General features: G+C 47.4%; 30 protein-coding genes and 1 tRNA gene. 23 read left to right on the top strand and 8 right to left on the bottom strand.

The window, feature by feature from the left end; genetic code table 11:
• Positions 1-126 precede the first annotated feature (126 nt).
• Complete coding sequence (locus tag ACP7H9_RS11450) at positions 127-693, top strand: FlgO family outer membrane protein (protein ID WP_439222781.1); 567 nt, start codon at positions 127-129, stop codon at positions 691-693.
• Between the two features lie 14 nt (positions 694-707).
• Positions 708-1,307, top strand: a complete 600-nt coding sequence (locus ACP7H9_RS11445; protein ID WP_439222780.1) for a FlgO family outer membrane protein — start codon at positions 708-710, stop codon at positions 1,305-1,307.
• A 70-nt stretch (positions 1,308-1,377) separates the two neighbouring features.
• Here ACP7H9_RS11445 and ACP7H9_RS11440 read toward each other — a convergent pair whose 3' ends face one another.
• Positions 1,378-2,100 (bottom strand): DUF1499 domain-containing protein, encoded by a 723-nt coding sequence (locus ACP7H9_RS11440; RefSeq protein ID WP_286822711.1) that lies wholly within the window; start codon positions 2,098-2,100, stop codon positions 1,378-1,380.
• Between the two features lie 178 nt (positions 2,101-2,278).
• Between ACP7H9_RS11440 and ACP7H9_RS11435 the strand changes: the two genes are divergently transcribed.
• The 3 genes from ACP7H9_RS11435 (at position 2,279) to ACP7H9_RS11425 (ending at position 3,486) form a co-directional block, all read left to right on the top strand.
• Positions 2,279-2,581, top strand: a complete 303-nt coding sequence (locus ACP7H9_RS11435; RefSeq protein ID WP_110012788.1) for a helix-turn-helix domain-containing protein — start codon at positions 2,279-2,281, stop codon at positions 2,579-2,581.
• Between the two features lie 157 nt (positions 2,582-2,738).
• Complete coding sequence (locus ACP7H9_RS11430) at positions 2,739-2,903, top strand: hypothetical protein (RefSeq protein ID WP_166635812.1); 165 nt, start codon at positions 2,739-2,741, stop codon at positions 2,901-2,903.
• A complete protein-coding gene (locus ACP7H9_RS11425; protein ID WP_439222779.1) occupies positions 2,893-3,486 on the top strand; it encodes a Fic/DOC family protein in 594 nt (197 codons plus the stop codon). Before ACP7H9_RS11430 ends, ACP7H9_RS11425 begins: the two co-directional genes overlap by 11 nt.
• 80 nt (positions 3,487-3,566) lie before the next feature.
• Here the strand turns inward: ACP7H9_RS11425 and ACP7H9_RS11420 are convergent, their stop codons facing one another.
• Positions 3,567-4,052 (bottom strand): DUF547 domain-containing protein, encoded by a 486-nt coding sequence (locus tag ACP7H9_RS11420; protein WP_439222778.1) that lies wholly within the window; start codon positions 4,050-4,052, stop codon positions 3,567-3,569.
• A gap of 155 nt (positions 4,053-4,207) precedes the next feature.
• Between ACP7H9_RS11420 and ACP7H9_RS11415 the strand changes: the two genes are divergently transcribed.
• The 9 genes from ACP7H9_RS11415 (at position 4,208) to ACP7H9_RS11375 (ending at position 14,070) form a co-directional block, all read left to right on the top strand.
• A complete protein-coding gene (locus ACP7H9_RS11415; protein ID WP_439222777.1) occupies positions 4,208-6,532 on the top strand; it encodes a TonB-dependent receptor in 2,325 nt (774 codons plus the stop codon).
• Between the two features lie 62 nt (positions 6,533-6,594).
• Positions 6,595-6,849: a type II toxin-antitoxin system Phd/YefM family antitoxin gene (locus tag ACP7H9_RS11410; RefSeq protein ID WP_082815442.1), complete on the top strand. Its 255-nt coding sequence runs from the start codon at positions 6,595-6,597 to the stop codon at positions 6,847-6,849.
• The gene (locus tag ACP7H9_RS11405; protein WP_439222776.1) at positions 6,839-7,126 is read left to right on the top strand and encodes a type II toxin-antitoxin system RelE family toxin; all 288 of its coding nucleotides are present in this window, start codon (positions 6,839-6,841) and stop codon (positions 7,124-7,126) included. The genes ACP7H9_RS11410 and ACP7H9_RS11405 overlap by 11 nt, the downstream gene beginning before the upstream one ends.
• A 5-nt stretch (positions 7,127-7,131) precedes the next feature.
• Positions 7,132-9,324 carry an FAD-dependent oxidoreductase gene (locus ACP7H9_RS11400; protein ID WP_439222775.1) on the top strand — a complete coding sequence of 731 codons (2,193 nt, stop codon included), beginning with the start codon at positions 7,132-7,134 and terminating at the stop codon, positions 9,322-9,324.
• A gap of 1 nt (position 9,325) precedes the next feature.
• A complete protein-coding gene (locus ACP7H9_RS11395; protein ID WP_114981619.1) occupies positions 9,326-10,393 on the top strand; it encodes an ABC transporter substrate-binding protein in 1,068 nt (355 codons plus the stop codon).
• A complete protein-coding gene (locus ACP7H9_RS11390; protein WP_114981618.1) occupies positions 10,372-11,991 on the top strand; it encodes an ABC transporter permease subunit in 1,620 nt (539 codons plus the stop codon). The genes ACP7H9_RS11395 and ACP7H9_RS11390 overlap by 22 nt, the downstream gene beginning before the upstream one ends.
• Positions 11,975-12,643, top strand: a complete 669-nt coding sequence (locus ACP7H9_RS11385; RefSeq protein ID WP_114981617.1) for an ATP-binding cassette domain-containing protein — start codon at positions 11,975-11,977, stop codon at positions 12,641-12,643. Before ACP7H9_RS11390 ends, ACP7H9_RS11385 begins: the two co-directional genes overlap by 17 nt.
• On the top strand, positions 12,636-13,274 hold the full coding sequence (locus ACP7H9_RS11380; protein WP_114981616.1) for a CDP-alcohol phosphatidyltransferase family protein: 639 nt from the start codon (positions 12,636-12,638) through the stop codon (positions 13,272-13,274). Before ACP7H9_RS11385 ends, ACP7H9_RS11380 begins: the two co-directional genes overlap by 8 nt.
• Positions 13,267-14,070 carry a sterol desaturase family protein gene (locus tag ACP7H9_RS11375; protein ID WP_114981615.1) on the top strand — a complete coding sequence of 268 codons (804 nt, stop codon included), beginning with the start codon at positions 13,267-13,269 and terminating at the stop codon, positions 14,068-14,070. The genes ACP7H9_RS11380 and ACP7H9_RS11375 overlap by 8 nt, the downstream gene beginning before the upstream one ends.
• Before the next feature lie 6 nt (positions 14,071-14,076).
• Here ACP7H9_RS11375 and ACP7H9_RS11370 read toward each other — a convergent pair.
• From ACP7H9_RS11370 to flgA, 6 genes are all read right to left on the bottom strand, one after another.
• A tRNA-Arg gene (locus ACP7H9_RS11370) sits at positions 14,077-14,153 on the bottom strand.
• A 40-nt stretch (positions 14,154-14,193) separates the two neighbouring features.
• Positions 14,194-15,357 (bottom strand): flagellar assembly protein FlgT, encoded by a 1,164-nt coding sequence (locus ACP7H9_RS11365; protein WP_011234405.1) that lies wholly within the window; start codon positions 15,355-15,357, stop codon positions 14,194-14,196.
• 97 nt (positions 15,358-15,454) lie between these two features.
• Entirely contained in the window at positions 15,455-15,934 is a 480-nt protein-coding gene (locus ACP7H9_RS11360; protein WP_011234404.1) for an LPP20 family lipoprotein, read from the bottom strand.
• A 57-nt stretch (positions 15,935-15,991) separates the two neighbouring features.
• On the bottom strand, positions 15,992-16,393 hold the full coding sequence (flgN, locus tag ACP7H9_RS11355) for a flagellar export chaperone FlgN (RefSeq protein ID WP_034819602.1): 402 nt from the start codon (positions 16,391-16,393) through the stop codon (positions 15,992-15,994).
• On the bottom strand, positions 16,393-16,716 hold the full coding sequence (flgM, locus tag ACP7H9_RS11350; protein ID WP_110012777.1) for a flagellar biosynthesis anti-sigma factor FlgM: 324 nt from the start codon (positions 16,714-16,716) through the stop codon (positions 16,393-16,395). Before flgM ends, flgN begins: the two co-directional genes overlap by 1 nt.
• 116 nt (positions 16,717-16,832) lie before the next feature.
• On the bottom strand, positions 16,833-17,555 hold the full coding sequence (gene flgA, locus ACP7H9_RS11345; RefSeq protein ID WP_034819608.1) for a flagellar basal body P-ring formation chaperone FlgA: 723 nt from the start codon (positions 17,553-17,555) through the stop codon (positions 16,833-16,835).
• Positions 17,556-17,717: 162 nt separating this feature from the next.
• Here flgA and ACP7H9_RS11340 point away from each other — a divergent pair, with 162 nt between their 5' ends.
• The 9 genes from ACP7H9_RS11340 (at position 17,718) to flgH (ending at position 25,054) form a co-directional block, all read left to right on the top strand.
• Positions 17,718-18,653: a chemotaxis protein CheV gene (locus ACP7H9_RS11340; protein ID WP_114981614.1), complete on the top strand. Its 936-nt coding sequence runs from the start codon at positions 17,718-17,720 to the stop codon at positions 18,651-18,653.
• A gap of 155 nt (positions 18,654-18,808) precedes the next feature.
• On the top strand, positions 18,809-19,645 hold the full coding sequence (locus ACP7H9_RS11335; RefSeq protein ID WP_011234399.1) for a CheR family methyltransferase: 837 nt from the start codon (positions 18,809-18,811) through the stop codon (positions 19,643-19,645).
• Between the two features lie 100 nt (positions 19,646-19,745).
• Positions 19,746-20,150, top strand: a complete 405-nt coding sequence (gene flgB / locus ACP7H9_RS11330; protein ID WP_011234398.1) for a flagellar basal body rod protein FlgB — start codon at positions 19,746-19,748, stop codon at positions 20,148-20,150.
• A 6-nt stretch (positions 20,151-20,156) separates the two neighbouring features.
• Positions 20,157-20,609, top strand: a complete 453-nt coding sequence (gene flgC, locus ACP7H9_RS11325; RefSeq protein ID WP_011234397.1) for a flagellar basal body rod protein FlgC — start codon at positions 20,157-20,159, stop codon at positions 20,607-20,609.
• Positions 20,610-20,623: 14 nt separating this feature from the next.
• Entirely contained in the window at positions 20,624-21,307 is a 684-nt protein-coding gene (gene flgD / locus ACP7H9_RS11320) for a flagellar hook assembly protein FlgD (RefSeq protein ID WP_011234396.1), read from the top strand.
• A gap of 15 nt (positions 21,308-21,322) precedes the next feature.
• Positions 21,323-22,672 carry a flagellar hook protein FlgE gene (flgE, locus tag ACP7H9_RS11315; RefSeq protein WP_011234395.1) on the top strand — a complete coding sequence of 450 codons (1,350 nt, stop codon included), beginning with the start codon at positions 21,323-21,325 and terminating at the stop codon, positions 22,670-22,672.
• Positions 22,673-22,791: 119 nt separating this feature from the next.
• A complete protein-coding gene (locus ACP7H9_RS11310) occupies positions 22,792-23,535 on the top strand; it encodes a flagellar basal body rod protein FlgF (protein WP_011234394.1) in 744 nt (247 codons plus the stop codon).
• Between the two features lie 21 nt (positions 23,536-23,556).
• Positions 23,557-24,345 carry a flagellar basal-body rod protein FlgG gene (gene flgG, locus ACP7H9_RS11305; RefSeq protein WP_011234393.1) on the top strand — a complete coding sequence of 263 codons (789 nt, stop codon included), beginning with the start codon at positions 23,557-23,559 and terminating at the stop codon, positions 24,343-24,345.
• Between the two features lie 34 nt (positions 24,346-24,379).
• Positions 24,380-25,054 (top strand): flagellar basal body L-ring protein FlgH, encoded by a 675-nt coding sequence (gene flgH / locus ACP7H9_RS11300; RefSeq protein WP_011234392.1) that lies wholly within the window; start codon positions 24,380-24,382, stop codon positions 25,052-25,054.
• The last annotated feature ends 6 nt before the right edge of the window (positions 25,055-25,060 follow it).

Genomic DNA, 25,060 nt, shown 5'->3' with positions numbered 1-25,060 from the left:
CCCTCTTTTGAGGGCTTTATTTATGTTTTGGGTTATAAATTTCTCTGTGTTACTTCCTCTCTTCCCTAAACCTTCCCCAAAACCAGCCGATAACAACACATAAGCTCTATCATTAAAGGTCAGGCTATGTTTTATCGGGTGCTCATTATTTGTTTCTTACTACCGTTTTTGCTGTTCTCAGGCTCGGCAACAGCGCATGCTAACAACCCCCACGAAGCTATCGGCGACGACTTAGCGGAGCAGCTCGCGAGTCAGCTCTCGCAAGACAACAAGTCTCACTATGGGTCTAACATTGGCGTAACTCGCTGGGTATTAGCGGAAACGCTAAAGCAGCCGCAAGCGGGTGACTCGTTAAACGAACTCAGCCATCAGTTGAGTGAGAGCATCTATGCGCATCTTAAAGAGCGCAACTTAAGCCTGGTTGAGTTTCGTGCCCAATCTTACATCTCTGTTGGAGAGAAGGGGGCAACGCTGCTTTCCCGTGACGTAGATGAGCTTGAACAACACCCTGAAATTGATTGGATTCTGGTGGGAACTCTGTCTCGAAAAGACGCGGGGACTATGGTTAATTTGCGTATTGTCGACCGTCGTAATCAGGAAGTTTTGGCTGCGGCTAATCGTTATGTTCCTAAGCATTTGTATTGGCCAAATAAACAAACTGAGCTAGTTAACGGTCGTTTACAACGTCATTAAAAAGAGGCACAGCCATGAAGTTATCCATTTTTGTAAGTTTTACTGCGTTGTTTCTGGGAGCCTGCACCATGTCGCCGACTAAGCAGGAAGTGGCGCAGACTGAAGTAAGCGACGAAGAGAAAGCGGCAGCAGAGGAAATTTATACTCAGCCATACAGTGCCAGGTATAGCGCCGAACTTGCCAAGCAATTGGTCGAGAATGCCAGCATTCGGTTAAATAGTGCAAAGGTGGGTATAACCAATTTAGTTGGGGTAACTGGTCAATATGATCAAAGCTCGCCGTTAAGTATGGTGCTGTCAGAGCAATTGGTGCAGGAACTGCACAGTCGTGAACTAAGCGTTCTCGACTTTAAAGCGACTGACTTTATCCGGGTGACTCCAAAAGGTGACTTTGCGTTAACTCGTGACTATCTGGAACTCGATGAGATTATGCCAATTACTCATGTATTGGTCGGTACTTTGTCTCATCACCGGGATGGCGTTATGGCTAACGCCCGACTAGTGAATATCAATACCAAAGAAGTAGCCAGTGTGGCTCAGGTATTTATTCCGGAGTCGGCGGTTAGACAGCTGGACGAAAACTATGGGCAACCGGTACTTCGCAAGGCTCCATAAATAGAAAGGGCCTGACGCTTTGTGTCAGGCCCAATACTTTCCAATGTAATACTTTCTAACGTAACTTTTACTAACGTAATTCGGGTTTCAATAAAGACATAAACTCACGAATGCGCTCAGCATTTTTGCCCACATCGCTGCGGCCCACACGTGACTTACTGCGAATATCTAACCGGCTACCATCTACTGTACTGCGAACTCTTATCACTACGTCGTCTTTAAAACCAAACCAGGTAGTGGTTGCCGTAGCTTCAATTCTGCCTTCTGTTTCTGAGCTTTCCACTAATTCCCAGCCCATTTTATCTACGGCTAATAAAGCAGCCGAGAAAAGTTCATTCGGTGATTCCAGTGACTCGTAAGTTCTTAACTCAGGATAAGCCTGACGCTGTTGTTTCGCTGTTTCTTCTCCAGCATATTCAACCGGATTGGGGGCATCTGCACGCAGCGGCGCAATAGCCACAAACTCAGGCGGGTTTTGTGTGTCAGTCGTTATGTCGTGAATGGCAGGAACGTTTTGCGCTTTCAGGTACTGGCTGAAGGGCATGTAAAAGGCAAACCCACCAGCAATAATAGCTAAACCACTAAGGCCGGCAACCAGCCCTTGCGGGCGGCGAATGAAATACCAGATAATGTTAAGCACGAAGGTTGCCGCACCAATATAAGCGGCCCAGCGTAGCAATAAGAATGCTGTGCCTAACTCAGCCGTTCCGCTTTTGTATAAAGGCCCTGATATAGCAAGCAGCACGACAGATAATAAACCCAGAAGAATAAATAAACCGTGTAACGCTTTCATAAAGACACCCTTAAAGTAATGTTGCCTGCTATTACGTCACTACATTGGGTTTGGGTCAACGATAATTTTATTATCAACTCTTACATTAGAGAAGAATAACGTAGAAACTTGACGATAGCCTAAATGCTATATACCTTTAAAGCTATAAACATGGAGGTTTAAGTGAGAGGTAATTGAAATGGCGAGAACATTAGAGCAAATACTTGAAACAGAAAATAAGGATATTATAGCCAATGCAGAAGCTAAAGCAGAGGCTATGCTGCTTGATATCCATTTAGCTGAAGTTCGTATGCTTATGAAAAAAACGCAAAATGATATGGCTAAAGCGCTGGGCGTTAAACAGCCCACTATAGCTAAGATGGAAAAGTCGGGCCGTGACGTAAAGCTCTCAAGTCTAAAGCGTTATATTGAAGCTGGCGGCGGTAAAGTGCGTTTGGATATTGAGCTACCAGACGGCCAGCATCATGGATTTGAAATTTAAAGCGTCAGGTTTGTGGTGTCGTTATATTTCCGGCAATTCATAATATTAGCTGTGAAGTTTGAATGCTTTAACCGTGTTTTATGTGGATTATTTGGTCAAACGGCGCCATGACATATAACCGCTTTTACGGTATAATTTGGCTTATATAGGAGGCATTATGACTAATACAATTTCTTCTACGGCTACGGCAGAAAAAAAGAAAGCAAAGTTCATCCCCAAAATGGAAAACTTTAGAACCAGCCTAATGTACGAAGGGCTAACGTTGAAAAATATAGGCGAAAATCAGTCTATTGCGGCACTAAAACGCAAGTATGCGCGATAAATACGGGGTAGCACAAGATAAGTACTGCTACCCTGGAACGGATGTTCTCATTAATCTGCTGGATATCCGGAATGCGGATAAACTGGCCGAAGCCGAAATTGAGTTTACTGCAGAGCGTTACCGGCTCTATCAATCCCCTCAAGCGACTATTCAACAGTTCACGTTTGAACACTTAAAAACGCTCCACCACCATTTATTTCAGGATGTATACGAATGGGCGGGTGAAGTTAGAGATGTTGATATATCCAAAGGTGAAACACTATTTTGCACTTGTACGCGCATAGAACCTGAGGCTAAAAAGCTATTCAAAAATATTTCTCAATTAGAAAATTCCCAAAGCCACGAATTATTTATCGAGCAAATTGCGGATTTATTTTGTGAGATAAATCTCTTGCACCCCTTTAGAGAAGGAAATGGTCGCGTACAGAGATTCTTTTTTGAAGAAATGTTGTTTGCATTGGGATATGACGTGACTTGGCCCCTTATCTCTCGACAGGAATGGATTGAGGCTAATATAGCGGGGGTTAATCTGGATCTTACTCTCCTAAAAAACATTTTTAATCAGGCCATTACTGAATTATAAAAGCTTTGTAATATACTGAGTAAAATACAAAGGTAGAATATAGTGTTTGCTCTCAGTCACAGGTGAACTTTGAGCTCCTGTCAGCAGACTAAAGCGGCATGTATGCGGGGCTCGTCAAAGTCGCCCCGAATTTTTTCGTGCTCAACCCAATCCAAAGTACGTTTTTCACCTAGTAGCGTAAAAAACGACTTCTCCCATGGGCTGGAAAATACCCCGCCTAAATCGCGAATAGAATCAGCCTCGCCGGACTCAAATTTATCGATATTGTCGATAATAAGCTGCAGGGTAAAACCGTTGTATGCATTGATTAAAAAAGCCAGTTGCTGCTCATGCGTCCAGCTTTCATACTGTCCGGGCTCAACTGCAGACAGCGATGCGAGATACTTGTCCAGAGGCTGACGGTTTTTAGCCAAATCGCGATAATTAACCGCAGACTTTAAACCGTCATCGTACACCTTAACATGATCATTCAGAACATCAGTAAAAGCGGTATGAGACGGGTCAAATGACTGCGCAGCTGCTGGCATCTGAAAAACTAAGCCTAAAATAAAGAGTATCGCTCGCATTACATGTTCCTGTCTTCGGATTACTATGTTTTCTACTCTTTGATTGTAGGGCATTAATTTAAAAACAGATCATCAATCTTGAAGCGATTCTGCGTAATCGAAAAATACAAAAACTGCGTATAACCACAGTCAATAAAAAATAAGGGAATACAAAAATGAAAAAGTGGTGGTGGCTAGGGTTCTTGCCGTTAACGGCGGTGGCACAAGAAAAACCAATGGAAGTTATTGAGGTTATTGGTCGCGATGACGGAAGTGTCGTGCTGCCATCGGAAGAAACAACCGAAGGTTTGTTCGGCTTAGCGGAGAGCCTGCAGGAAATCCCCCGTGCTGCCACGGCTATTAGTGAGTCGTTAATGGAAGAAGCTGCCATTAATGACTTACACGATATTGCGCGCTTTGCGCCTAACAGTTTTGCTGCGGCAGGTTTTGGTAATCCATCGCTGCCGACCATTCGCGGCCAACTGGGCGAGTTATTTGAAGCGGGCATGCGCCGTCAGGCCGGTAACAATGGGCTTGGTATTCCCATGTCATTTAATGCTATTGAGGGTATCGCCGTTGTTAAAGGCGCGCCGCCGGTCATGCTGGGTACTACGCAACGTGTGGGTGGGTTTGTCAATTTGCAGCCCAAAACCGCTCGTCTGACTGAGTCGGACTCAACCTTGAAAGCCCAACTTGGCGAGTGGGAGCAGTACCGGTTACAGCTAGACCATAATTGGGTGTTAAAAGAGGGCGAGCAAGGCCTGCGAGTAAGCGCCGAATATGTGGATGAAGACAGTTTTTACGACTTTCACCAGCATAGCAGTAATGACCTTTTGCTGGCGTATAAGTTTGCGCCTAACGACGACACGCTGTTGGATATATCCTTAGAGTATTACGATGTTGACTGGACCGACAACGCAGGCATTAACCGGCCGACGCAAAACCTTATAGATCATAATTTGTACATTTCCGGGCAGGGTGTTCAGCCGAATGGCTCGAGGGTTCCCGGAGCTGGGGCTGTTGTCAGCCCAACCGGAGAGGTTCGAATTGACCGCAGTACCACGTTAACTGACCCGCTTGACACCAATACCGCTGAAACCACTTTGTTGCACGCAAAACTTCAGCATTGGCTGAACGATGACATGGTGTTGGTTAACCGCACGTATTATCAGTATTTAACCCGCGAAGGCATTAACCAAAATAGCTTTGTTGAAATTATTGATGGCGCTCACACCTTTGAAAACCGCACCGAGCTGCACATAAACAAGAAAACGGTAGTAGGCGTTAACTTACGAATTAACGATGTACTGGGTTACAGCCAGTTTTCAACCGAAGCGGATAACCCTATTGACTTGACGGGCCCGCTCAGCAATCGGCGTATTCCGTTAACCAATGAACAAAAGGCGCGTTTAATTGAGCTGCGTCCGGCTCTCTGGGTATCACCGGGTAGCCAGTACGATATTGACGGCGATGGCGCGGGCGATTTTATTACGTCAGATACCACCGACTCAAAAAGCTACCAATGGGGCATTTTTGCACAGCATGAACTGGATATTACGGACAAATGGCGCGTTATCGGTGGCGTCAGAGCCGATTATTACGACGTGGACGCGAAAGATCCCATTCCACCACAGGGTGTTCAAGCTGCAAGCGATACCTACAGTGACTGGCTAACCGCGGTAAGTTTCTCAACTCAGTATAACTGGACGCCGGATCTGACATTCTACGCAACTGCCTATGAAAGCGATTCTACATCTAACGCTATGGCGGGTGGTACGGTATTAAATGCCGCCGGTGAAATTGATTCGCAAAACTTTGCCACAGAGAATTCGCTTTATGAACTGGGTGTGAAATACGCGCCAAGTGATGCCCGCTGGTACGCGGACGCCGTGGTCTTTGACCAAAAGCGAAGCTTACGCAACCGTGATGGCTCTAACAGCGGAATTCGTACTGAGGGCTTTGAAACTCAGTGGCATTTCTCTTCAGCCACAGGAACGCACGAAACCGGTTACTGGATAACTCTTGCAGCTAGCTATATTGATGCGCACTATGACAACTCTACAGCGTCGCAGGGTACAGGTCAGGTGGCCGATGCGTTTGATGATTCACGCCCCGATATAATAGAAGGTACTGGTGTTGGCTCGCCTAATTTCACTGCATTTCCTGCGTCAAACCAACAATTACAGGGCATTCCCGAAGTACAGGCGTCAGCGGTTGCTGGTTGGCAGATAACCCCTGAATGGTCGGTCGGTGGTGATTTAAGTTATACCAAGCACTACCCGCTAGATTATCTGCAAACAGTATTTATACGTGACCAGCATACACTGAACCTAAACGCGCGTTACCGCTTTAACGAACAGTTAAGCGCCCGTATTGATGTGTTCAATGTTACCGATCAGGATAACTGGTCACCGGTATTTGAAGGCGGTTACTTTGGTGCAACCCTGGCCTTTCCGTCGCAGCCAAGACACGCGCGTTTGAGTGTTGATTACAAGTTTTAAAACTGGAAAAGCAGATTAAATGACCTATAATAAGACCTGTTAAAAGTCTTTTTGGAGGTCATGTGAAATCAGTTAGACCCATTTATGCACGCAACTCAACTAGCATTAGTGAGTTGAAAAAGAATCCAATGGCGGTTGTTGAAGAGAGTCACGGTGAGCCGGTGGCTGTATTGAACCGGAATCAGCCCGCATTTTATTGCATTCCGGCAGCAACCTATGAAGCGTTGATGGAAGAGCTGGAAGACAGGGATTTACTGGAGCTAGTTAAAAAACGCCAGCATGAAGATGAAGTCGAGGTGAACATCGATGATTTATAAGCTGACGTTTAAACGTTCAGCTTATAAAGAATGGAAAAAGTTGAACAAGGATGTTCAGGCGCAATTTAAAGCCAGGCTCAAGCAAAGGCTTGAATCACCTCATGTCCCGGCGTCTCGCTTAAAGGGAATGGATAACTGTTACAAAGTGAAATTGCGAAAACTGGGTTATAGATTGGTTTATCAAGTAAGAGATTCCGAGCTTGTGGTTACGGTTGTAGCTGTAGGCAAACGTGATAAAAACAGAGTGTATATTAGCGCTCAGAAACGACTGGATTAATCTTTATGTCATTGAAAAAGCTGTTGTTGCTGTTAGTTATTATTGTGCTGTTTATCAGTGTGTTTGCATTCGACCTAACGCAGTACCTGTCACTGGATGTACTAAAAGAAAAGCAACAGCAGCTTAATCAGCTTTTTGTTGATTACCCCTTTCAAGTATTTGCAGTTTATTTTGTTGTTTATGTTGCGGCCACAGCGTTATCGCTACCCGGCGCAACTATTCTAACTCTGGGTTCTGGTGCCATATTTGGTCTGGGGTGGGGTCTTTTACTGGCCAGTTTTGCCAGCTCATTTGGCGCATTCCTCGCTTTTTTAAGTGCCCGCTTTATTCTGCACGACTGGGTGCAGGAAAAATTCGGTGAGCGGCTAACCGCTATCAACAGAGGAATGAAGCGAGATGGCGCGTTTTACTTACTCAGCCTGCGGCTGGTTCCGCTGTTCCCGTTCTTTGTTATTAACCTGGTTATGGGCCTCACTAAAATAAAAGCCAGGACCTTTTATTGGGTAAGCCAGGTGGGCATGCTGCTGGGCACCGCTGTATACGTTAACGCAGGAACCCAGTTAGCACAGATATCCAGCTTAGGTGATGTGGTCTCAGCGGATTTAATTGGTGCTTTCGTACTATTGGGCATATTCCCGTTAATTGCCAAAGCGGTACTGGCCTTTGTGAAACGCCGTAAAGCCTTTAAAGGCTATAAAAAGCCTAAGTCTTTTGACAATAATCTGGTGGTTATTGGCGCCGGTTCAGCGGGGTTAGTCAGTGCTTACATAGCGGCCACAGTAAAAGCAAAGGTTACCTTAATTGAAAAGCACAAAATGGGCGGCGACTGCCTTAACACCGGGTGCGTGCCTTCAAAAGCTTTACTTCATGTGGCCGAACTTGCTCATAATGCGCGTAACGCCTCAAGTGCGGGTGTTCATGTTGGCAAAGTGTCGGTTGATTTCAAACAGGTTATGCAGCAGGTGAAGTCGGTTATAAAAGAGATAGAACCGCACGACTCGGTTGAACGTTACACCAAATTGGGTGTGAATGTAGAGCAAGGCGATGCGCGCATTGTTTCACCCTGGGAAGTTGAAGTGACCAGCGATGTCGAAGGTAAGAGTGAAACCAAACGCATAACCACTCGCAGTATTATTATCGCGACTGGCGCTAAGCCCTTAGTACCCAACTTTGAAGGGCTGTATAAGGTCGACTATTTAACCTCAGACACGCTCTGGGAATTGGAAGAATTGCCCAAGCGCTTGTTAGTTCTGGGGGGCGGACCTATTGGTTGTGAGTTATCGCAGGCGTTTCAGCGTTTAGGTTCACAGGTTACTCAGGTGGAAATGACCGAGCGGCTTATGGGGCCGGAAGACGCCGACACAGTGGAGCTGCTAACTCGGCGTTTAACGGCAGAAGGCATTGATATTAAGCTAAGCCACAAAGCGTTGCGTTTTGAACAATACAATGGCGAGTCCGTGCTTATTGCTGAGCAGACGGTTGATAACGAAAGTGTTGATAACCAGAATGTCGACCAAAGCAAAGAAGTTGAGATACCCTTCGACAAGGTGTTAATTGCGCTGGGGCGGCAACCCAATATATCGGGCTTTGGTCTGGAAGAGCTTGGCGTGCGAACCAATAAAACAGTCAGTACCAATGAGTTTTTGCAAACCAACTTTCCGAACATTTACGCCTGTGGTGATGTTGCCGGGCCTTATCAGTTGACTCATGTGGCCTCGCATCAGGCCTGGTATGCCTCGGTGAATGCCTTGTTTGATCCTTTCAAAACCTTCCGGGCGGACTACTCTGTTATTCCCTGGGTCACTTATACCTCGCCGCAGGTAGCAAATGTGGGTTTAACCGAGCAGCAGGCGAAAAAAGCCGATAAACCGTACGAAGTAACCGAGTACGACATTGGTGAACTGGATCGTGCCATTGCCGATGACAGCGCCTATGGGAGGGTGAAAGTGCTGACCAAACCGGGTAAAGACGAATTGCTGGGTGTGAATATTGTTGGTCCGCAGGCCGGTGAGTTGCTGGCGGAATATGTGCTGGCGATGAAACACGGCATTGGCCTGAATAAAATACTGGGCACCATACACAGCTATCCGACCCTGGCAGAGGCGAATAAATACGTGGCCGGCGAGTGGAAGCGCGCCAATGCGCCGCAGAAGCTGCTAACATGGGTTGAGAAATTTCATCGCTGGCGCCGGAGTTAAAATGCGCTTTACTGCTGCCATCAGTTTATTGCTCGTGACACTTTTTGCCGCCGTACCGTTAAAGGCGGAGGTGGTTAACTTTTATGCCTGGGGTGGTTCGCCGGAAGTAAACAGTTACTTACGCTGGGCGCAAAAGGAACTGCAAGGGCAGGGCATTCAGTTTCGCCATAATAAAGTGGCGGATGCCTCCGAGGTGGTTAAGCAAATTATAGACGGTCATTCCAATGCGGATATTATCTGGATAAACGGTGAAAACTTCCATGCACTGAAAGAGGCTGGTGCTCTGCGTTCCATTGCCGATGAAATTAAGGCAATGAACAACATTAACCAGGACCTTAACTGGCAAACCGATTTCGGTGAATCGGTGGATGGGCTGGAAGTGCCCTGGGGCGTTGGGCAATTTAACCTTATTAGCCGACCCGGGCTTTTCTCCCAGAAAACCGTGACTGCAGAAAGCCTATTTAACGCCGCCCGGAAAAATAAAGGCCGCATTAGTTACCCTAAACCACCGGACTTTCATGGCACTACCTTATTAAAGTCGTTGCTGTTGTCTATGCATCCGCAGCAGCGCAGTGTGTTTCAGCAACCGGTGGATAGCGTTAATGCACAAGAACTAACCGTGCCTTTATGGCGCTATTTAGACAAACTGCACCCGCTGTTATGGCAGCAGGGCAAAAATTTCCCTTCCTCGGCTGGTGAGCAGATTTCATACCTGGCAAATGGGCAGTTACTGATGGCGGTCAGCTTTAATCCCAATGATTATAAAACCCTGGTGAATCAGGGGCGGTTGCCTGCGGGCGTTAAGCATCATACGTTGTCAGACAAAGCCATAACCAATAATCATTATTTGGCGGTGCCGAGCAGTTCCAATAACTCCGAAGCTGCGAAAGAGGTTATCGAATTTTTATTGTCTGAAAAAGCACAGCAACGAAAAGCCGATATCAATCGCTGGGGTGATCCTTCCGTTCTTAAAAGTGCGCAAGGCTCTTCGCTGCTGGAACCCACCGACGACTTTCATGCCAGTTGGCAGGAGTATCTGGAGCGGGAATGGTCCGCACGTTATCAATAGTTGTCTGGTTATTGCTCATTATTCTGCCGGTTGGCAGTGGTGTGCTTTTTCTGCTGGTTACGTCTTTTGACCCTGAAACCGGCGTCAACTTAGTAGCTTTAACTGAGCTGCTGGCAGATTACGATTCAATAGCTTCAAGCCTTATACTCGCCGTAGCCGCACCATTAATTGCCTGTTATCTGGCGTTATGGATGGCGCCTGTATTATTAAAAAACGCTCGCCTGCTGCAGCTCCTGTCACCACTTTTATCCATTCCGCATGTGGCTTTTGCAGTTGGCCTTATGTTGTTAATGAGCCCGTCCGGCTGGCTGATACGTTTAGTGGAAAGCGTCAGCGGCATGTTCCCGGCACCATCGGCAGGCTGGCCATTACCGGAAAAGTCGCTACTAACCGTTATGGTGGTTCTAATTTTAAAAGAGCTGCCATTTTTACTACTAATGATATCGGCCCAATTAAAACAGCTGCCTGTTAATTCGTGGGTGGCGCAGGCGCAAAGCTATGGTTACAGCGAACGACAAGCCTGGTGGCGCATTGTTACGCCGGAGTTATTGCGACGTTTAACGCTACCAATGGCGGCTGTTATTATTTACTCATTGTCCGTTGTTGATATTCCGCTGTTAGTGGGCAGTAACACGCCGGGCGTGCTGGCGCAGCGTGTGTATGAATGGAGCTTTCAGTTCTCTGCCGGTAGTCAGATTAAGGCAATAACCGGTGCATGGGTTTTACTGGCTATAGCTTTAGTACTGCTATTAATAAATGCCCGGCATTATGCTTTCTATCGCCGCTTCGTGCTCGGTAAAAAAGTAACCCAACCCGTAAAACCCAACACACATAAAGCCAGCCGTTATACCTGGATTTTTCTGGGGGTACTGTCGTTGGGGGGTATTGTTGTTTTAGCCATACAAAGCTTAGCGACACATTGGTTTTATCCAAACTTATGGCCGGCAGAACTGACCCTCGAACGCTGGCAAACCGAATGGGACTATTTGACTGAGCCAGCAGTAAACAGTTTTTGGCTGGCGCTGCTCAGTACGTTATTTGGCACGCTAGCCGCAATTGCTCTGCTACAACGGCAACGACAGAAAGCCGCCGCTTCGTTTTACTGGCCTGTACTTGTAGCGTTGTTTATTCCGCAGGTGCCTTTGGTGCTTGGTTGGCAACGGCTAGTTGGCGGACAACTGAGTAGTGGCTGGCAAGCCTGGTGGGTGTTCTGGTCTCATGCCGTATATACTCTGCCTTACGCCTATCTGGTTTTGCATGGGGCTTATACCCGCTTTAACGAGCAATGGCTAACCCGGGCTCAAAGTCTGGGTTATAGCTACCGGGCCGCCTGGTGGCGAATTATGTTACCCATGTTAAAGCAGCCCATAGCAGTAGCTTTTGCGGTCGCCTTTTCGGTTAGTATTGCTCAGTACCTGCCAACTCAATGGTTGGGGCAGGGCTTAACGCCCACTTTAACCACCGAAGCCGTTAGCGTTGCCAGCGGCGGCGACTGGCGTATTGGCAGCCTTTATGCGCTGCTACAAATGCTACTGCCACTTGTGGTGTTTATTATTGTCGGACTCATCAGGACAAAAAGTTATGCTGAACATTCGTAACCTCGAAATAAAAAAGCGCACAAAAAATGGTACTGAGCCTTTATTCAGCCTGAGTGAGCTGACGGTTGAAAAAGGTGAGATTGTCACGCTGATGGGCCCGAGTGGCGTAGGTAAGTCGACCTTGCTGCGCTGGGTTCTTGGTGAGCCCTTGCCTAACTTTCATATTCAGGGCGAGTTAAGGTTAAACCGCGAAGATATCGGCGAGCGCTCAATTGCCGCGCGCCAACTCGGCATGATGTTTCAAAAAGGCGGCCTGTTTCCACACCTAACGGTTGAAGAAAACTGCTATTTTGCGCAAAAGCCTCGTTCAGCACTAACCCACCAGCAGCAAAAAGACAAAGCTCTGGCCATGCTGAATAATCTGGGGCTAACGGATAAACGGACGGTTTACCCTGACAGCTTAAGCGGCGGGCAATACGCTCGCATCGCTTTAATCTGTTCGTTATTAGCAGAGCCGCAGGCCATGTTACTGGACGAACCGTTTTCGGCATTAGACGCCAGCCTGCGTGAAGAGGTCAGACAGTGGACTTTTGCACAACTCAAAGACAAACAAATGCCGACCTTATTAGTTACTCATGACAGCGCAGATGCCTGTGGCCGTGTGCTTGAAATACAAGGAACTGAGGTAAAAGGAGACGTCGCTAATGTTTGACCCTAAGCTACTTCCGGCAACCCGAAAAATTCTCGACCTCCCTGCGCGCTTACTCGTCCGTGTTGGTGTCAGTGCTGATCAGGTCACCATAACAGGTTTTATTATCGGTTTGCTGGCTGTGCCATTTTTAGCCTTTGAGCTTTATGAATTCGCGTTAGTGGCAATTCTACTCAACCGCCTGTGCGACGGTCTGGACGGGGCAGTAGCAAGGCGCACTCAACTAACCGACGCCGGTGGCTTTCTTGATATTGTGCTGGACTTCATTTTTTACAGTGCTGTGGTATTTGGTTTTTTATTGGCGTCGGCCGAACAGAACGCCATTGCCGCAGGCTTGTTGTTAGTCACTTTTATGGGTACTGGCTCTACTTTTCTGGCCTTTGCCAGCGTTGCCGGAAAGCGTGGTATTGAAAACCCGGAATATCCGAATAAGTCACTGCATTATATGGGCGGTCTAACCGAAGGCTTTGAAACCATTGTAGCTTTTGTGGCGTTTTGCTTGTGGCCACAGCACTTTCCGGTACTGGCCTATATATTCGCCGCTGCCTGCTGGCTTACCGCAATAACCCGCATTGTTGCCGGTTACCGCACACTGAAACAGCCAGGGGCAAAGCCGGAGGGCACCGATGTCTGAAACTGCCTGGCGCTTAAGCATTTTTCTTGGCGTATTGCTTATTATGGTGTTGTGGGAAGTTGCCTCGCCTAAGCGCAAGCCCCGCTATAGACGTAAACAGCGCTGGCCGGCAAACCTGACCCTGGTTGCCGTCGATACGGTATTGCTGAGAATTATTGCGCCCGTTGGCCTGACCGGAGTGGCGCTTGTTGCATCAGAAAATGGCTGGGGGCTTCTTAATTACTTAAGCAAGGCGGGTACGGAAATACCCTTTTGGTTGGTTATGGTAGTCAGCATTGTCGTACTGGATATCGTTATTTACTGGCAGCACCGATTGTTCCACCGCATTCCTCTTTTATGGCGAATGCACCGGGTGCACCATGCCGACCCGGACTTTGACGTCACGACCGGGTTGCGCTTTCACCCGGCCGAAATTGTGCTGAGTTTTTTCATAAAAGCAGCCGCCATTCTTGCTCTGGGCGCACCTGCGCTAGCCGTTATTGTATTTGAGATTATTCTTAACGCCTGCTCCTTGTTTAACCACGGCAATGTGGCTCTGCCAAAACCTATGGAAAAACTGGTACGCAAAGTGCTCATCACCCAGGAGCTGCACCGCATCCACCACAGTACGGAAAAAGAAGAAACCAACAGTAACTACGGCTTTAGTGTCAGTTGGTGGGATCACCTCTTTCGCAGCTTCACCGCAAAGCCAAAGGCCGGTTCCGACAATGTAGATATTGGTCTGCAAGAATACCGCGACGCAAAACTCACCACTAAACTTTGGGGGTTATTGAAGATCCCCTTTACCCGGAATTAATAGACATGGCGTCCCCGGCAGGAGTCGAACCTGCGACCTGCCGCTTAGGAGGCGGCTGCTCTATCCTGCTGAGCTACGGGGACGTGCCGCGAATTATGCCAGAAGCTGTCGCGGGTTTCACCCTCAGTTAACCGGCACCACCCAGTCGTTCACCTGAACGTTGTGCAGCATGTTCCCTTTCGTCAACTTAGCGACGGCGGTGGACTGCTGCACCTGGGACACCTCAACTTCAAATTCACTCACCTGCCACTTCTGACGATAACGTCCCTGATCATCGGTAAAATGGCTGGGTTGCACAATTTTTAGCTTATCGCCGGTGTGTACGCCGTGCTTTTCACCTAAGTTGAATTGAACGGTGTTTTCATCAACGGCAATAATTCTGGCGCGCACCGGCTTACAAACCACCTGTTCTTTTACGCCGGAAGCTAAGTCGCGCAGGCCGCTATCCAGTGCTGCACCAAAAGGTTCATTCCAGAATTGTGCAGTAGCAACATCCACATTGGTGGTGCGATCAAAGGTCCAGGGTTGGGTGTTCTCAACTCGTGCACGGGTTACTAGCTGCCCGGTGGTGGCATCGAGAAGGTAAAGTGTTAATGCGTAATGGCGATCGGGGTCGCTGGACCAAAACCAGCTAGATTTAGTATCCATCATGGCCAGGTCGTCGAACATGCCGAAAATAACAAACTGACTGTCGTTGGCTAAACCAATGCTGCGGGACATACGACCTAATTCTTCCAGGTTCAGGCCGCTGAGAGCCCGGTCTAAACCGGCGTGACGGTGCAGGGTGTGGGCAATCTGCAACTGGCTGCCAACACCGCCTAATTCACGGGCTAAACGCTCGGCCGCTACTTTGCCTATTTCCCAAATTTGTCCCCAGGTACCATGGGCGCGGTCGCGTAGTTCAAAAGGAACAACGGTCACGGAGTTTTTGTAGCTGCTGCGGGTGCAGTCGCCTTCGCGGTTCCAGATGTCCGCACGAAGCAGAACAATAACGCGGTCGTCGCGAACTTCTTCGCGAACTATGGTCACCTGGTCAACATTGCCTTGGCTATTCCACTGGGTTTCGGTGTTTTGTAAAACGCCGTCAACCACTTGCTGAATACTGGAGATGTTACCACCAGAGGTTAACAATGCCTGCTGAAGGGCGTTTTCGATGGCTTTTTCGCGTGCGGCATTGGTGTCACCATTAATAATGCGGGCAGTGCCCTGAGCTTCCACCCAACGCGCTTCGCTTGGCATAGCAATAAAGAAAACAGAGATGATAAGTAGCAGGGTTTTCCAGTTCATGGTGTTAATGCATCCCAAGTGTCAGTTTTTAGTCGTTACTTTACTATCGGAATTAACTGCAAAAACCCTGCCATGTTTAACTCAATAAAAGTGGCGCTTAATAATAGACAACGCGTTTCACTTTCTGCTGACGGTTGGTGCTTTGATACAGGCGGTGAACCTTTTCGAAATCAAGACGCAACTCAGTCGCGTAGTAGTCTCCAACAGTATAGGTCTTAACCACTTCTGCACCACGAATCACTCCGTCTACAGAGGCCTGAAAACTGTCGCGGTTTAAGGCCCAGTCTTCCACCGAGCTACTACCGGCGATGCGTTGGCCATAGACTTGTTCAGCAAGCTCGCGGTAAGCGGCTAACTTAGAGGCGCGCATGGCGTTTAAGTCTTTTAGCTGTGCATTTTCGCCTTGCTGAGTTTCAATAGGGGCGTAGCCAACCGCATTCAGCACTGGAAATTCACTTGGGGTTTGGGTTTCCCATTCAACGTGCTTTTGATCGTACACAATTTTGTTGTAAGCACTACAGCCGCTTAATAACAGCGCAGATGCAAGTAGAGCTAAAGAGAGTAAATGCTTAGCCATAACGACCTCTGATTGAACAAAGTACTTATGGTTATAACGGCTGGACTGGCAAAATCTTTAACGGATTTTACCTTTACTATTGTAGGTAAGGGTATCTTTTCGTGCGGACTGTAAAATGGACTGTTTTAACTGCTCAATACTGTTTAGCGTTGACTGCACCACGCGTTCATTAACCTGACTTTGATGCTGAACGTCAGAGAGGGTGGCCTTAATAGCAGCAACCGCTTCAGCTAAGTCCGCGTCGTCTTTTAACTGTTCGTTGTCAGGGTGTTGAGCCAATTGCTGGTCGAGTTCGCTAATATGGATAAGCGTTTTTTCTTTGGCGTCGGCAATAGCATTAACATCAGCGTGTTGGCGCTCGACAATGGCATTAAGCTCACGTTGTTGTAACAACGCAAGGTTTTCCAGCGAGTCTGCCATATCCTGTAATATCTCGTTAACAGGCGCCAACACGGTCATTATTCGTTGCTGCCGTTACTGAACAGGTCAGACTCAAACTGAGCCAGTTTATTGGCCAGCTGTTCAACGTTAATTTTGTATGAGCCGCTTTCAATGTCGGCTTTAATTTTATCAACTTTGGCCTGGTCAATGCCGCTGCTGTTCATTGCTTTTTCCTGTAAGCCATTCAGTTGCTGCGCTTCGCTGGTTAACGAAACGGCCTCACCACCTTTTTGCGAAACCGCAGCAGGCTTCGCCGGAGCATCGCTCTGTACTTGACGACTGCTGGATTTGCTATCAATGTTGGCATTTTTCAGCCCGGCATTGTTAATGTTAATTGACATGGTTTTTAGCCTCGCTAGATAATATGTCTCGGTTACTTATCGACCACACTTAAAAATACTTTAATAAAAATTTTAGCACGTAGCCTGACGTTCACGTCAGGTTCTTGTTAAGCATTTTATAAATTAACAGTCACTTCATTTAGTCCTGTGACAACCGCTTGTATTGATTTGTTCGAACGCGCGTTCTCAACAACAACCGATTCACCTTTGAGACCATCAGCCAGGGCTCTTCCGGCTGCAGTAATTCGCAAAGTTTTATCTTGCGCAACTATTGTAACGCTTTGCCCCTCACATACAAGACATGTCTCGCTGGCACTTATTGCCTGACCTGCGGCAACGCGCTTTTTAATACGCGCTCCAACCAAAGCCGTCATGTCAGTAAATACATTGGAGCGAACCCGGTTAAGGTCGACTTCGGAAAAAACTAAATCACTTTCGCTTATCATTTGCCCCGGAGCCATAGGTGAGGCCGCGGTAACAACATTTTTGTAGCGGTAGATGCGTACGGGTACATAAGTTCGCCAGTTGGCTGAGGCCACACACTCAATTTCAATGGTGGTGTAGCTGTCGAGGTTGGCGTTAGTGGCCAGGCCAACTTTTGGTGGCTGCGAGCAAATTTTGGGAGCCATGCGTGGGTCGAGGTTATTGGCAACCACTTCCACACGACCATTATCCGGCGCTGAAACCCGCTGTTCTACATAATTATGAGCCAGCTCCTGTAACGCTTTGTAATTAAAACGCTGACTGTCTTCCGAGCCTCTGGTTTCTGCGTTAACGGAATTAAAGCTACAAGCTATAAAAAAAATCGAACTGATCAGCAGCGATTTACGTACTATCATAAAAATTCCTGATGTTATCCGTTAAGGTTATCTGGTCGAGTGCCGAAAAAAACGGTATAACGTCAAAAGATCGGCAGTTCGATGGTTTCAGTATGGTTAATGTAGATACAAGCAAATACCGTGCCGAAGTAGAAGTAGCCTGCCACATAACAGGAGTGAACAATGGCTAGCATTCTCGATTCAGTGAATCAACGCACACAAATGGTCGGTCAAAACCGACTGGAACTATTAATGTTTCATCTAAACGGTAGGCAGCGCTTCGGCATCAACGTATTTAAAGTACGCGAAGTATTGCCATGCCCTAAACTTACCGCAATGCCTAATCGTAACCCTCTGGTTCGTGGCGTTGCGCATATCCGTGGTCAGGCTATATCCATTATTGACTTGAGTATGGCGACCGGTGGTCGGGCGCTAACCGATATTCAGAATCGTTTCGTCATTATTGCTGAGTACAACCGAACCATTCAGGGCTTTTTGGTTGAAGGGGTTGATCGCATCATTAACATCAACTGGGAAGATGTGATGCCGCCGCCCAAAGGTACCGGAAGAGATGCGTATCTTACCGCGGTGACCAAAGTGGAAGATGAATTAATTGAAATTATTGATGTGGAACGCATATTAGCTGATATTATGCCGGCTAATATGGATGTCAGCGAAGAAGTCGCGAATGCACCTATCAATGTTGCAAAAGAAGATTTAACCATTTTGATTACGGATGACTCTTCGGTTGCCCGCAACCAGATAAAACGTGCATTGCAGTCTTTGGGTATTACGCTCGAAGTCAAAAAGAACGGTAAAGAAGCTTTAGATTACTTAAAAGATAAAGCCAAGGAAGTGGGGGGCTTAGTGCATCCTCATGTGCCCGTTTTGGTCTCCGATGTAGAAATGCCGGTTATGGACGGTTATACGCTTACCGCCGAGTTAAAAGCTGACCCAGATTTACGTGATATCCATGTTATTTTGCATACATCATTGAGTGGTGTATTCAATCAGGCTATGGTGAAGAAAGTGGGCGCCGATGACTTTATTGCTAAGTTTCATCCCGATGAACTGGCGACCGCCGTACAAAAATGGCTTAATACAGAAGTTATTGCGTAGCCTGATGCTATTGCATCAGGTGCGATATTCGACCTGACGTGAACGTCAGGCTACGGTCTCGTAGCAAACTTAGGTGCCGGGTAAGAATATTGAACCTGACGTTAAACGTCAGGCTACGAAACGAATGAAACTGAAACGGAAGTTGTTTATATAACGTGATAAATCGCGAATTAAGTTTATCGGAGTATCAGGAATTTCGTCAGTTCCTTGAGCATCAATGCGGTATCGTGTTGGGTGAGAGTAAACTGTATCTGGTGAAGAGTCGGTTAGGCCCTTTAATGGGCCGGTTTAATATCGATTCGCTGGCGGAGCTTGTAAAACGTTCAATGAAGCTAAGTGAACGGGCTTTGCGGGCGGCTGTTATTGATGCCATGACAACCAACGAAACCTTATGGTTTCGTGACACTTACCCGTTTGAAATTTTGAATGACCGTATTCTCCCTGAATATAAAAATCACGCCGGGCCTTTAAAGATTTGGTCTGCCGCCTGTTCCTCGGGGCAGGAGCCTTATTCTATTGCCATGACGTACTTAGAGTATAAGGCGAAGAACCCGGGTGGGCTAAGAGCTGGCATAAAAGTAACAGCAACCGATATTTCCAATAAGGTACTCGAGCAGTGTGCCATTGGCGAGTACGATAGCCTGGCACTTGCGCGTGGTTTGTCGGCTGAACGGCGAAAGAAGTTTTTTACGGACGCCGAAACGAAAGCCGGCTCCATGAGAGTAAAAGACGAGCTTAAACAGTTTATTCATTTCCGTCATTTGAACTTGCTGGACAGCTATTCTCTGCTGGGCAAATTTGATGTTATTTTTTGCCGCAATGTCCTTATTTACTTTGCCCCTGAAGTAAAGCGGAAAATTATTGCCCAATTCCGGCAATCGCTGAACCCCGGCGGTTATCTTTTCCTTGGTGCTTCTGAGTCTATTTCCGGACTTACTGAGGATTTTGAGATGATCCGCTGCCAGCCAGGTATCATTTACCGAAGAAAATAGTTTCCTACAGGAAATATCCGCCTGAAAAAGTAATAACCCCTCTTTAAATTGGCACACTTCCTGCATTGTCTTCACTATCGAACACTGTGGAGACAAAAATATGGCACTTTCCATGGACAAGCTTATGGGAATACAGCAACACACGCTGGGTGTACGCACTCAGCGGGCGGAGCTTATTGCCAACAATATTGCCAATGCCGATACCCCCGGCTATAAAGCCAAAGGCCTGGACTTCCAGCAAGCGTTGCAGCAAGCGCAACGCGGTATGGAAAACCACAAAATGGCGCGTACTCACGAACAGCATTTCAGCGTTGAAGTAAAACCCCAGGGAACCGAGAAGTTCCGCACTCCATCTCAACCGGATACCGGCGACGGCAACACCGTTGATGTGCAGTTGGAACAAAACTTGTATGCCCAAAATGCATTGGAGTATGAAATGACCATGAACTTTCTTGACGGCCGCATCAGCGGTGTGAAGAAAGCCCTGGGCGGACAAGGGAGATAATAAGTCATGAGTCTGTTTAATATTTTTAATGTGACCGGTTCTGCCATGAGTGCGCAGTCTGTACGGCTGAATACAACGGCCAGTAACCTGGCAAACGCTAACTCAATTAGCAGCAGTATTGATGAAACTTACAGAGCCAGAAACCCAGTTTTTGCGACCGCGTTAGCCGATGCCAGCGGCAATTACAAGGGCAACAGCCTGACGAACCAGACTCAGGCGGGTCAGGAAGCGGGTGTTAAAGTTATGGGAATAGTGGAAAGCCAGGACCCACTGCAAATTGAATATGCACCAAACCATCCCATGGCGGACGAAAGCGGTTATATCTACCGCCCCAACGTCAACACCATGGAAGAGATGGCCAATATGATTTCGGCTTCGCGTTCCTACCAGACCAACGTGCAGGTAGCGGACACTGCCAAAACAATGACACAGCGTTTATTACGTCTGGGTCAAGGATAAGCAGGAGATAACAAATGGAAGGCGTAAGCAGTAATTCCTATATAGATGATATGAAATGGAAGAAGGAAGACGATGCCAGATATGCTGATCCAGATGAGCGGAGCAAGCTTGAGCAGGAAGATTTTTTCAGGCTGTTAACCGAGCAGCTTAGCATGCAGGACCCGTCTAAGCCGGTCGAAAATGACCAGATGATTGCTCAGATGACCAACTTTACTATGGCAGAGGGAATAACCGGGCTTTCAGAGCGTTTTGACCAGTTCGCCAGTGATATGACGTCAAATCAGGCGTTGCAAGCGTCAACTATGGTCGGGCGTAAAGTGTTGGTACCGACTGACCAGGCTAACCTGGAAACCGGAGCCGGCGTAACAGGCATGATTGCAACCCCCCAGTCTGCACAAAACGTGAAGATTAATATCAAGGACTCAACCGGTGCTACGGTCAAGACCATTGAGATTGGCGATATGCCCCAGGGCACGAAAGAGTTTGAGTGGGATGGAAAAATGGCTAACGGCGACGAAGCGCCTGCTGGTAATTATTCGTTCTCGGTGAATGCTCAAGTTGGTGGCAAAACTGAAGAATTGCCTATACAGATGCACGCTCGTGTACAAAGTGTCAGCACCGGCGGTGACCGCGGTGTGGTTTTGAATCTTAAAGGATTAGGTGGCATCAAGCTTTCTGATGTAACTGAAATTAGCTAACAAGAGAGGTGACTTATGTCATTTAAAATTGCACTCAGCGGTATCAACGCATCTCAGAAAGATCTAGATGTAACCGCTAATAATATTTCAAACGTAAAAACGTCCGGCTTTAAACAGTCGCGTGCGGAATTCGCTGACGTTTATGCGACCAGTATTTTCAACGCCGGTAATACGAAAGTGGGTGACGGTGTTTTGACGTCATCAGTGGCTCAGCAGTTTAGTCAGGGCACATTAGAGTTCACGGAAAACTCGCTGGATATGGCGATTTCAGGCAACGGCTTTTTTGCCACTACAGACGGTTTAGGCTCTCGCGATATGACTTACACGCGCTCAGGAGCGTTCAAACTGAACGACGATAAGTTTATTGTGGATAACCAGGGTAACTATTTGCAAGGGTATCAGGTTGACCGTAATAGCGGCACTAACTCCTCAGTTGCTTTGGCAACCACTCAGCCAATTCGTATTCCTGATGTCGCCGGTGCGCCGCAAAGCACTGATAATGTATTTACCGCATTTAACGTCGATGCGCGTCGTTCGCCAATTGATGGCGCAGCGAATCCGTTTGATCCGGAAACACCAAGTACTTACCAAAGTTCTACATCGGCTACCGTTTATGATTCATTAGGTGAATCGCATACGTTGTCTACTTATTATGTGAAGCGCGATAATAACCAGTGGGATGTCTACGCGACTTTTGATGGTGACGAAATTGACATGACTCCTACAGGCACAGCAACAGCCTCGCCGGATGCGTCGGTCAATGGTTATGCCGGTTTACGAGTAGAGTTTTTAGGCAGTGGTGATCCGGATGTCGCGGCAGGCCAGAATACTTTTGACCCAGGCTCAATCGACTTGTCAGGCAACAACGTTGATGGCGACCCGTACCTGAATAATGGTGCTGATGCGCAAACTATCCAGTTTAACTTTCAGGATTTAACAGGAACCACAACGCCGACTCAGTTTGCGTCAGATTTTGAAGTAACTGCTTTGGATCAGGACGGTAGCACCGTAGGCCGTCTGACTAACGTTGATATCGACAAGTCAGGTCTTATTGCGGCAACCTACTCAAATGGTGATGTTCAATACTTAGGCCAGGTTGCTATTGTTCGCTTTGCCAATGAGCAGGGCTTAACGCAAATTGGCGGTACCAAGTGGCGTGAAAGTATTGACTCTGGCGAGCCGCTTTCTGGTGAAGCAAATACCGGAACTTTCGGTGGTATTGAAGCTTCAGCGCTGGAAAACTCTAACGTTAATCTGACCAAAGAACTGGTTGATTTGATTACCGCCCAGCGTAACTTCCAGGCGAACTCGCGTTCGTTAGAAGTTAACAACACCATTAACCAGACGATTCTTCAGATTCGATAATAACTTCTCGGTTATTAGCTTAAAAAGACGCCTTCGGGCGTCTTTTTTGTTTTTGGCACGAAATCTGCATTGTCTTAATAATAAACCGCAGATGACAAAATTTTGGCTGGAGGTCAGCTATGGACAAGATGCTATGGGTAGCAATGAGCGGCGCGAAGGAAAATATGAACGCCGTCGCTGTTCGTGCCAACAACTTAGCTAACGCCAATACCACGGCGTTTAAAGGCGACTTGCAACAGGCGCGGGCCATGCAGGCCTTTGGTGAAGGTTTGCCAACTCGGGTATTTTCTATGACGGAAAGCCCCGGGCAAAATTTTGCCAGTGGAGCAATACAAACAACCGGCCGGAACATGGATGTTGCCATTAAAGATCAGGGCTGGATTGCAGTCGACGATGGCAGCGGTAATGAACGTTATACCCGCAATGGTAGCCTTGAAGTCGGCACTGATGGCTTGTTGAAAAACTCAACAGGGCAGACAGTGCTCGGCAATAACGGCCCCATATTTGTTCCTATGCCGATAGATAATCTGGTTATTGGAGCGAACGGGAATGTCTCTATACGTCCGATGGGAGCTCCGGCGAACGCGATGGAAGTGATTGACCGCATTAAATTAGTAAACCCGCCGAACGGTAATATGGAAAAAGGCAACGATGGCCTGTTTAAGTTAAAAGACGACCAACAAGCTTTCGCCGATGCCAACGTAAAACTGCAAATTGGCGCTCTGGAAGGCAGTAATGTAAATAGTGTCGAAGAAATGACGCACATGATTGCCTTGCAGCGCCAGTATGAAATGAACGTCAAATTAATGAAAACGGCCGACGAGAATGCTCAGCGTTCTGAGTCGCTGATGAGAATGAGCTAAGTTTAGCCCAGGAGAAAGACCATGAACCCAGCATTATGGATAAGTAAAACCGGATTGGACGCGCAGCAGCGCGATATTTCAGTTATTTCCAACAACCTGGCGAACTCCAGCACTATTGGCTTTAAAAAGAGTCGGGCAGTGTTTGAAGACTTGCTGTACCAGAATATTAACCAGCCGGGCGGTCAGTCTGCACAGGACACCGAATTACCTAATGGTTTAATGCTGGGCGCCGGTACCAAAGTTGTTGCAACGCAAAAGTCTCATACCCAGGGCAACGTGCAGACCACCGACAATTCGCTTGATGTGATGATTGACGGAAAAGGTTTCTTTCAGGTGCTAATGCCGGATGGCAATATTTCCTATACCCGTAATGGTCAATTTTCTTTAAATGAAGAAGGGGAAATTGTGACTTCGGGTAATGGTTATACCATTGAGCCTGCTATTCAGATACCGGAAGACGCTATGTCGGTCAGTATTTCACAAGAAGGTGAGGTTACTGTTACGCAGCCTGGTAACCCGGATAACGTAGTGGTTGGTCAGATTAACCTGGTTAACTTTATTAACCCGGCCGGTTTACAACCTATGGGACAGAACCTTTATAAAGAAACCGCAGTAAGTGGTGCTCCTTTAGAGGCGGTTCCGGGTGTTGACGGAATGGGTAACACCATTCAGGGCGCGCTGGAAACTTCGAATGTGAATGTGACTGAAGAGTTGGTGAACTTAATTGAGAGCCAGCGCGGCTACGAGATGAATTCTAAAGTGATTTCGTCTGTGGATCAGATGCTGAGTTACATTAACCAGCAGCTTTAATTGTTGTCGTCATTAAATAATAGCGGGTGACTTTATGCGTTCTTTACTTTTCTCTTTAACCGCATTGGTTTTAGCCGGTTGTGTGCAAACGCCGCATAAACCCATGCCGGATGACCCATATTACGCACCCGTATTGCCGGAAGAGCGTGCTCAGCCTGTGGTGCCAACGGGTTCTCTGTTTCAGGATGCTTACGCGGATAATTTGTATTCCGATATTAAAGCTCGCCGGTTAGGTGACATTATTACGGTCACTTTGCGGGAACAAACGACAGCCAGCAAAACGGCTACAACGGAAACATCAAAAGAGAGTACAGCTGAATTAGCTGCACCCACGGCGTTTGGACGTAATATTACCGTCGGCGGTAATCCGCTGTCTGCCGGTATTAATGGCACTCGAGAATTCAGTGGTGACGGCAGCTCAGACCAAAGTAATCAGTTGAATGGTGAAATTACCGTAACAGTTATAAAAGTGCTGCCAAACGGTAACTTAATTGTTCGTGGTGAAAAGTGGATGCGCATTAATACGGGTGACGAGTACATTCGTTTAACCGGCATGATCCGTCCCCAGGATATAACAGCAGCAAACCAAATCCCGTCAACCCGTGTCGCCAATGCGCGCATTGAATACTCGGGTACCGGTAGTCTGGCTCAGGTTCAGGAGCAGGGGTGGTTAACTCGCTTCTTTAACAGCCCGATATGGCCATTCTAAGGAGTA

Origin of the sequence: Idiomarina sp. ST20R2A10 (genome assembly GCF_051842345.1) — a bacterium.
Taxonomy (GTDB): Bacteria; Pseudomonadota; Gammaproteobacteria; order Enterobacterales; family Alteromonadaceae; genus Idiomarina; species Idiomarina loihiensis.
Note: the sequence above shows the minus strand (reverse complement) of the source record. Positions and strands in the feature narration are given on the sequence as shown.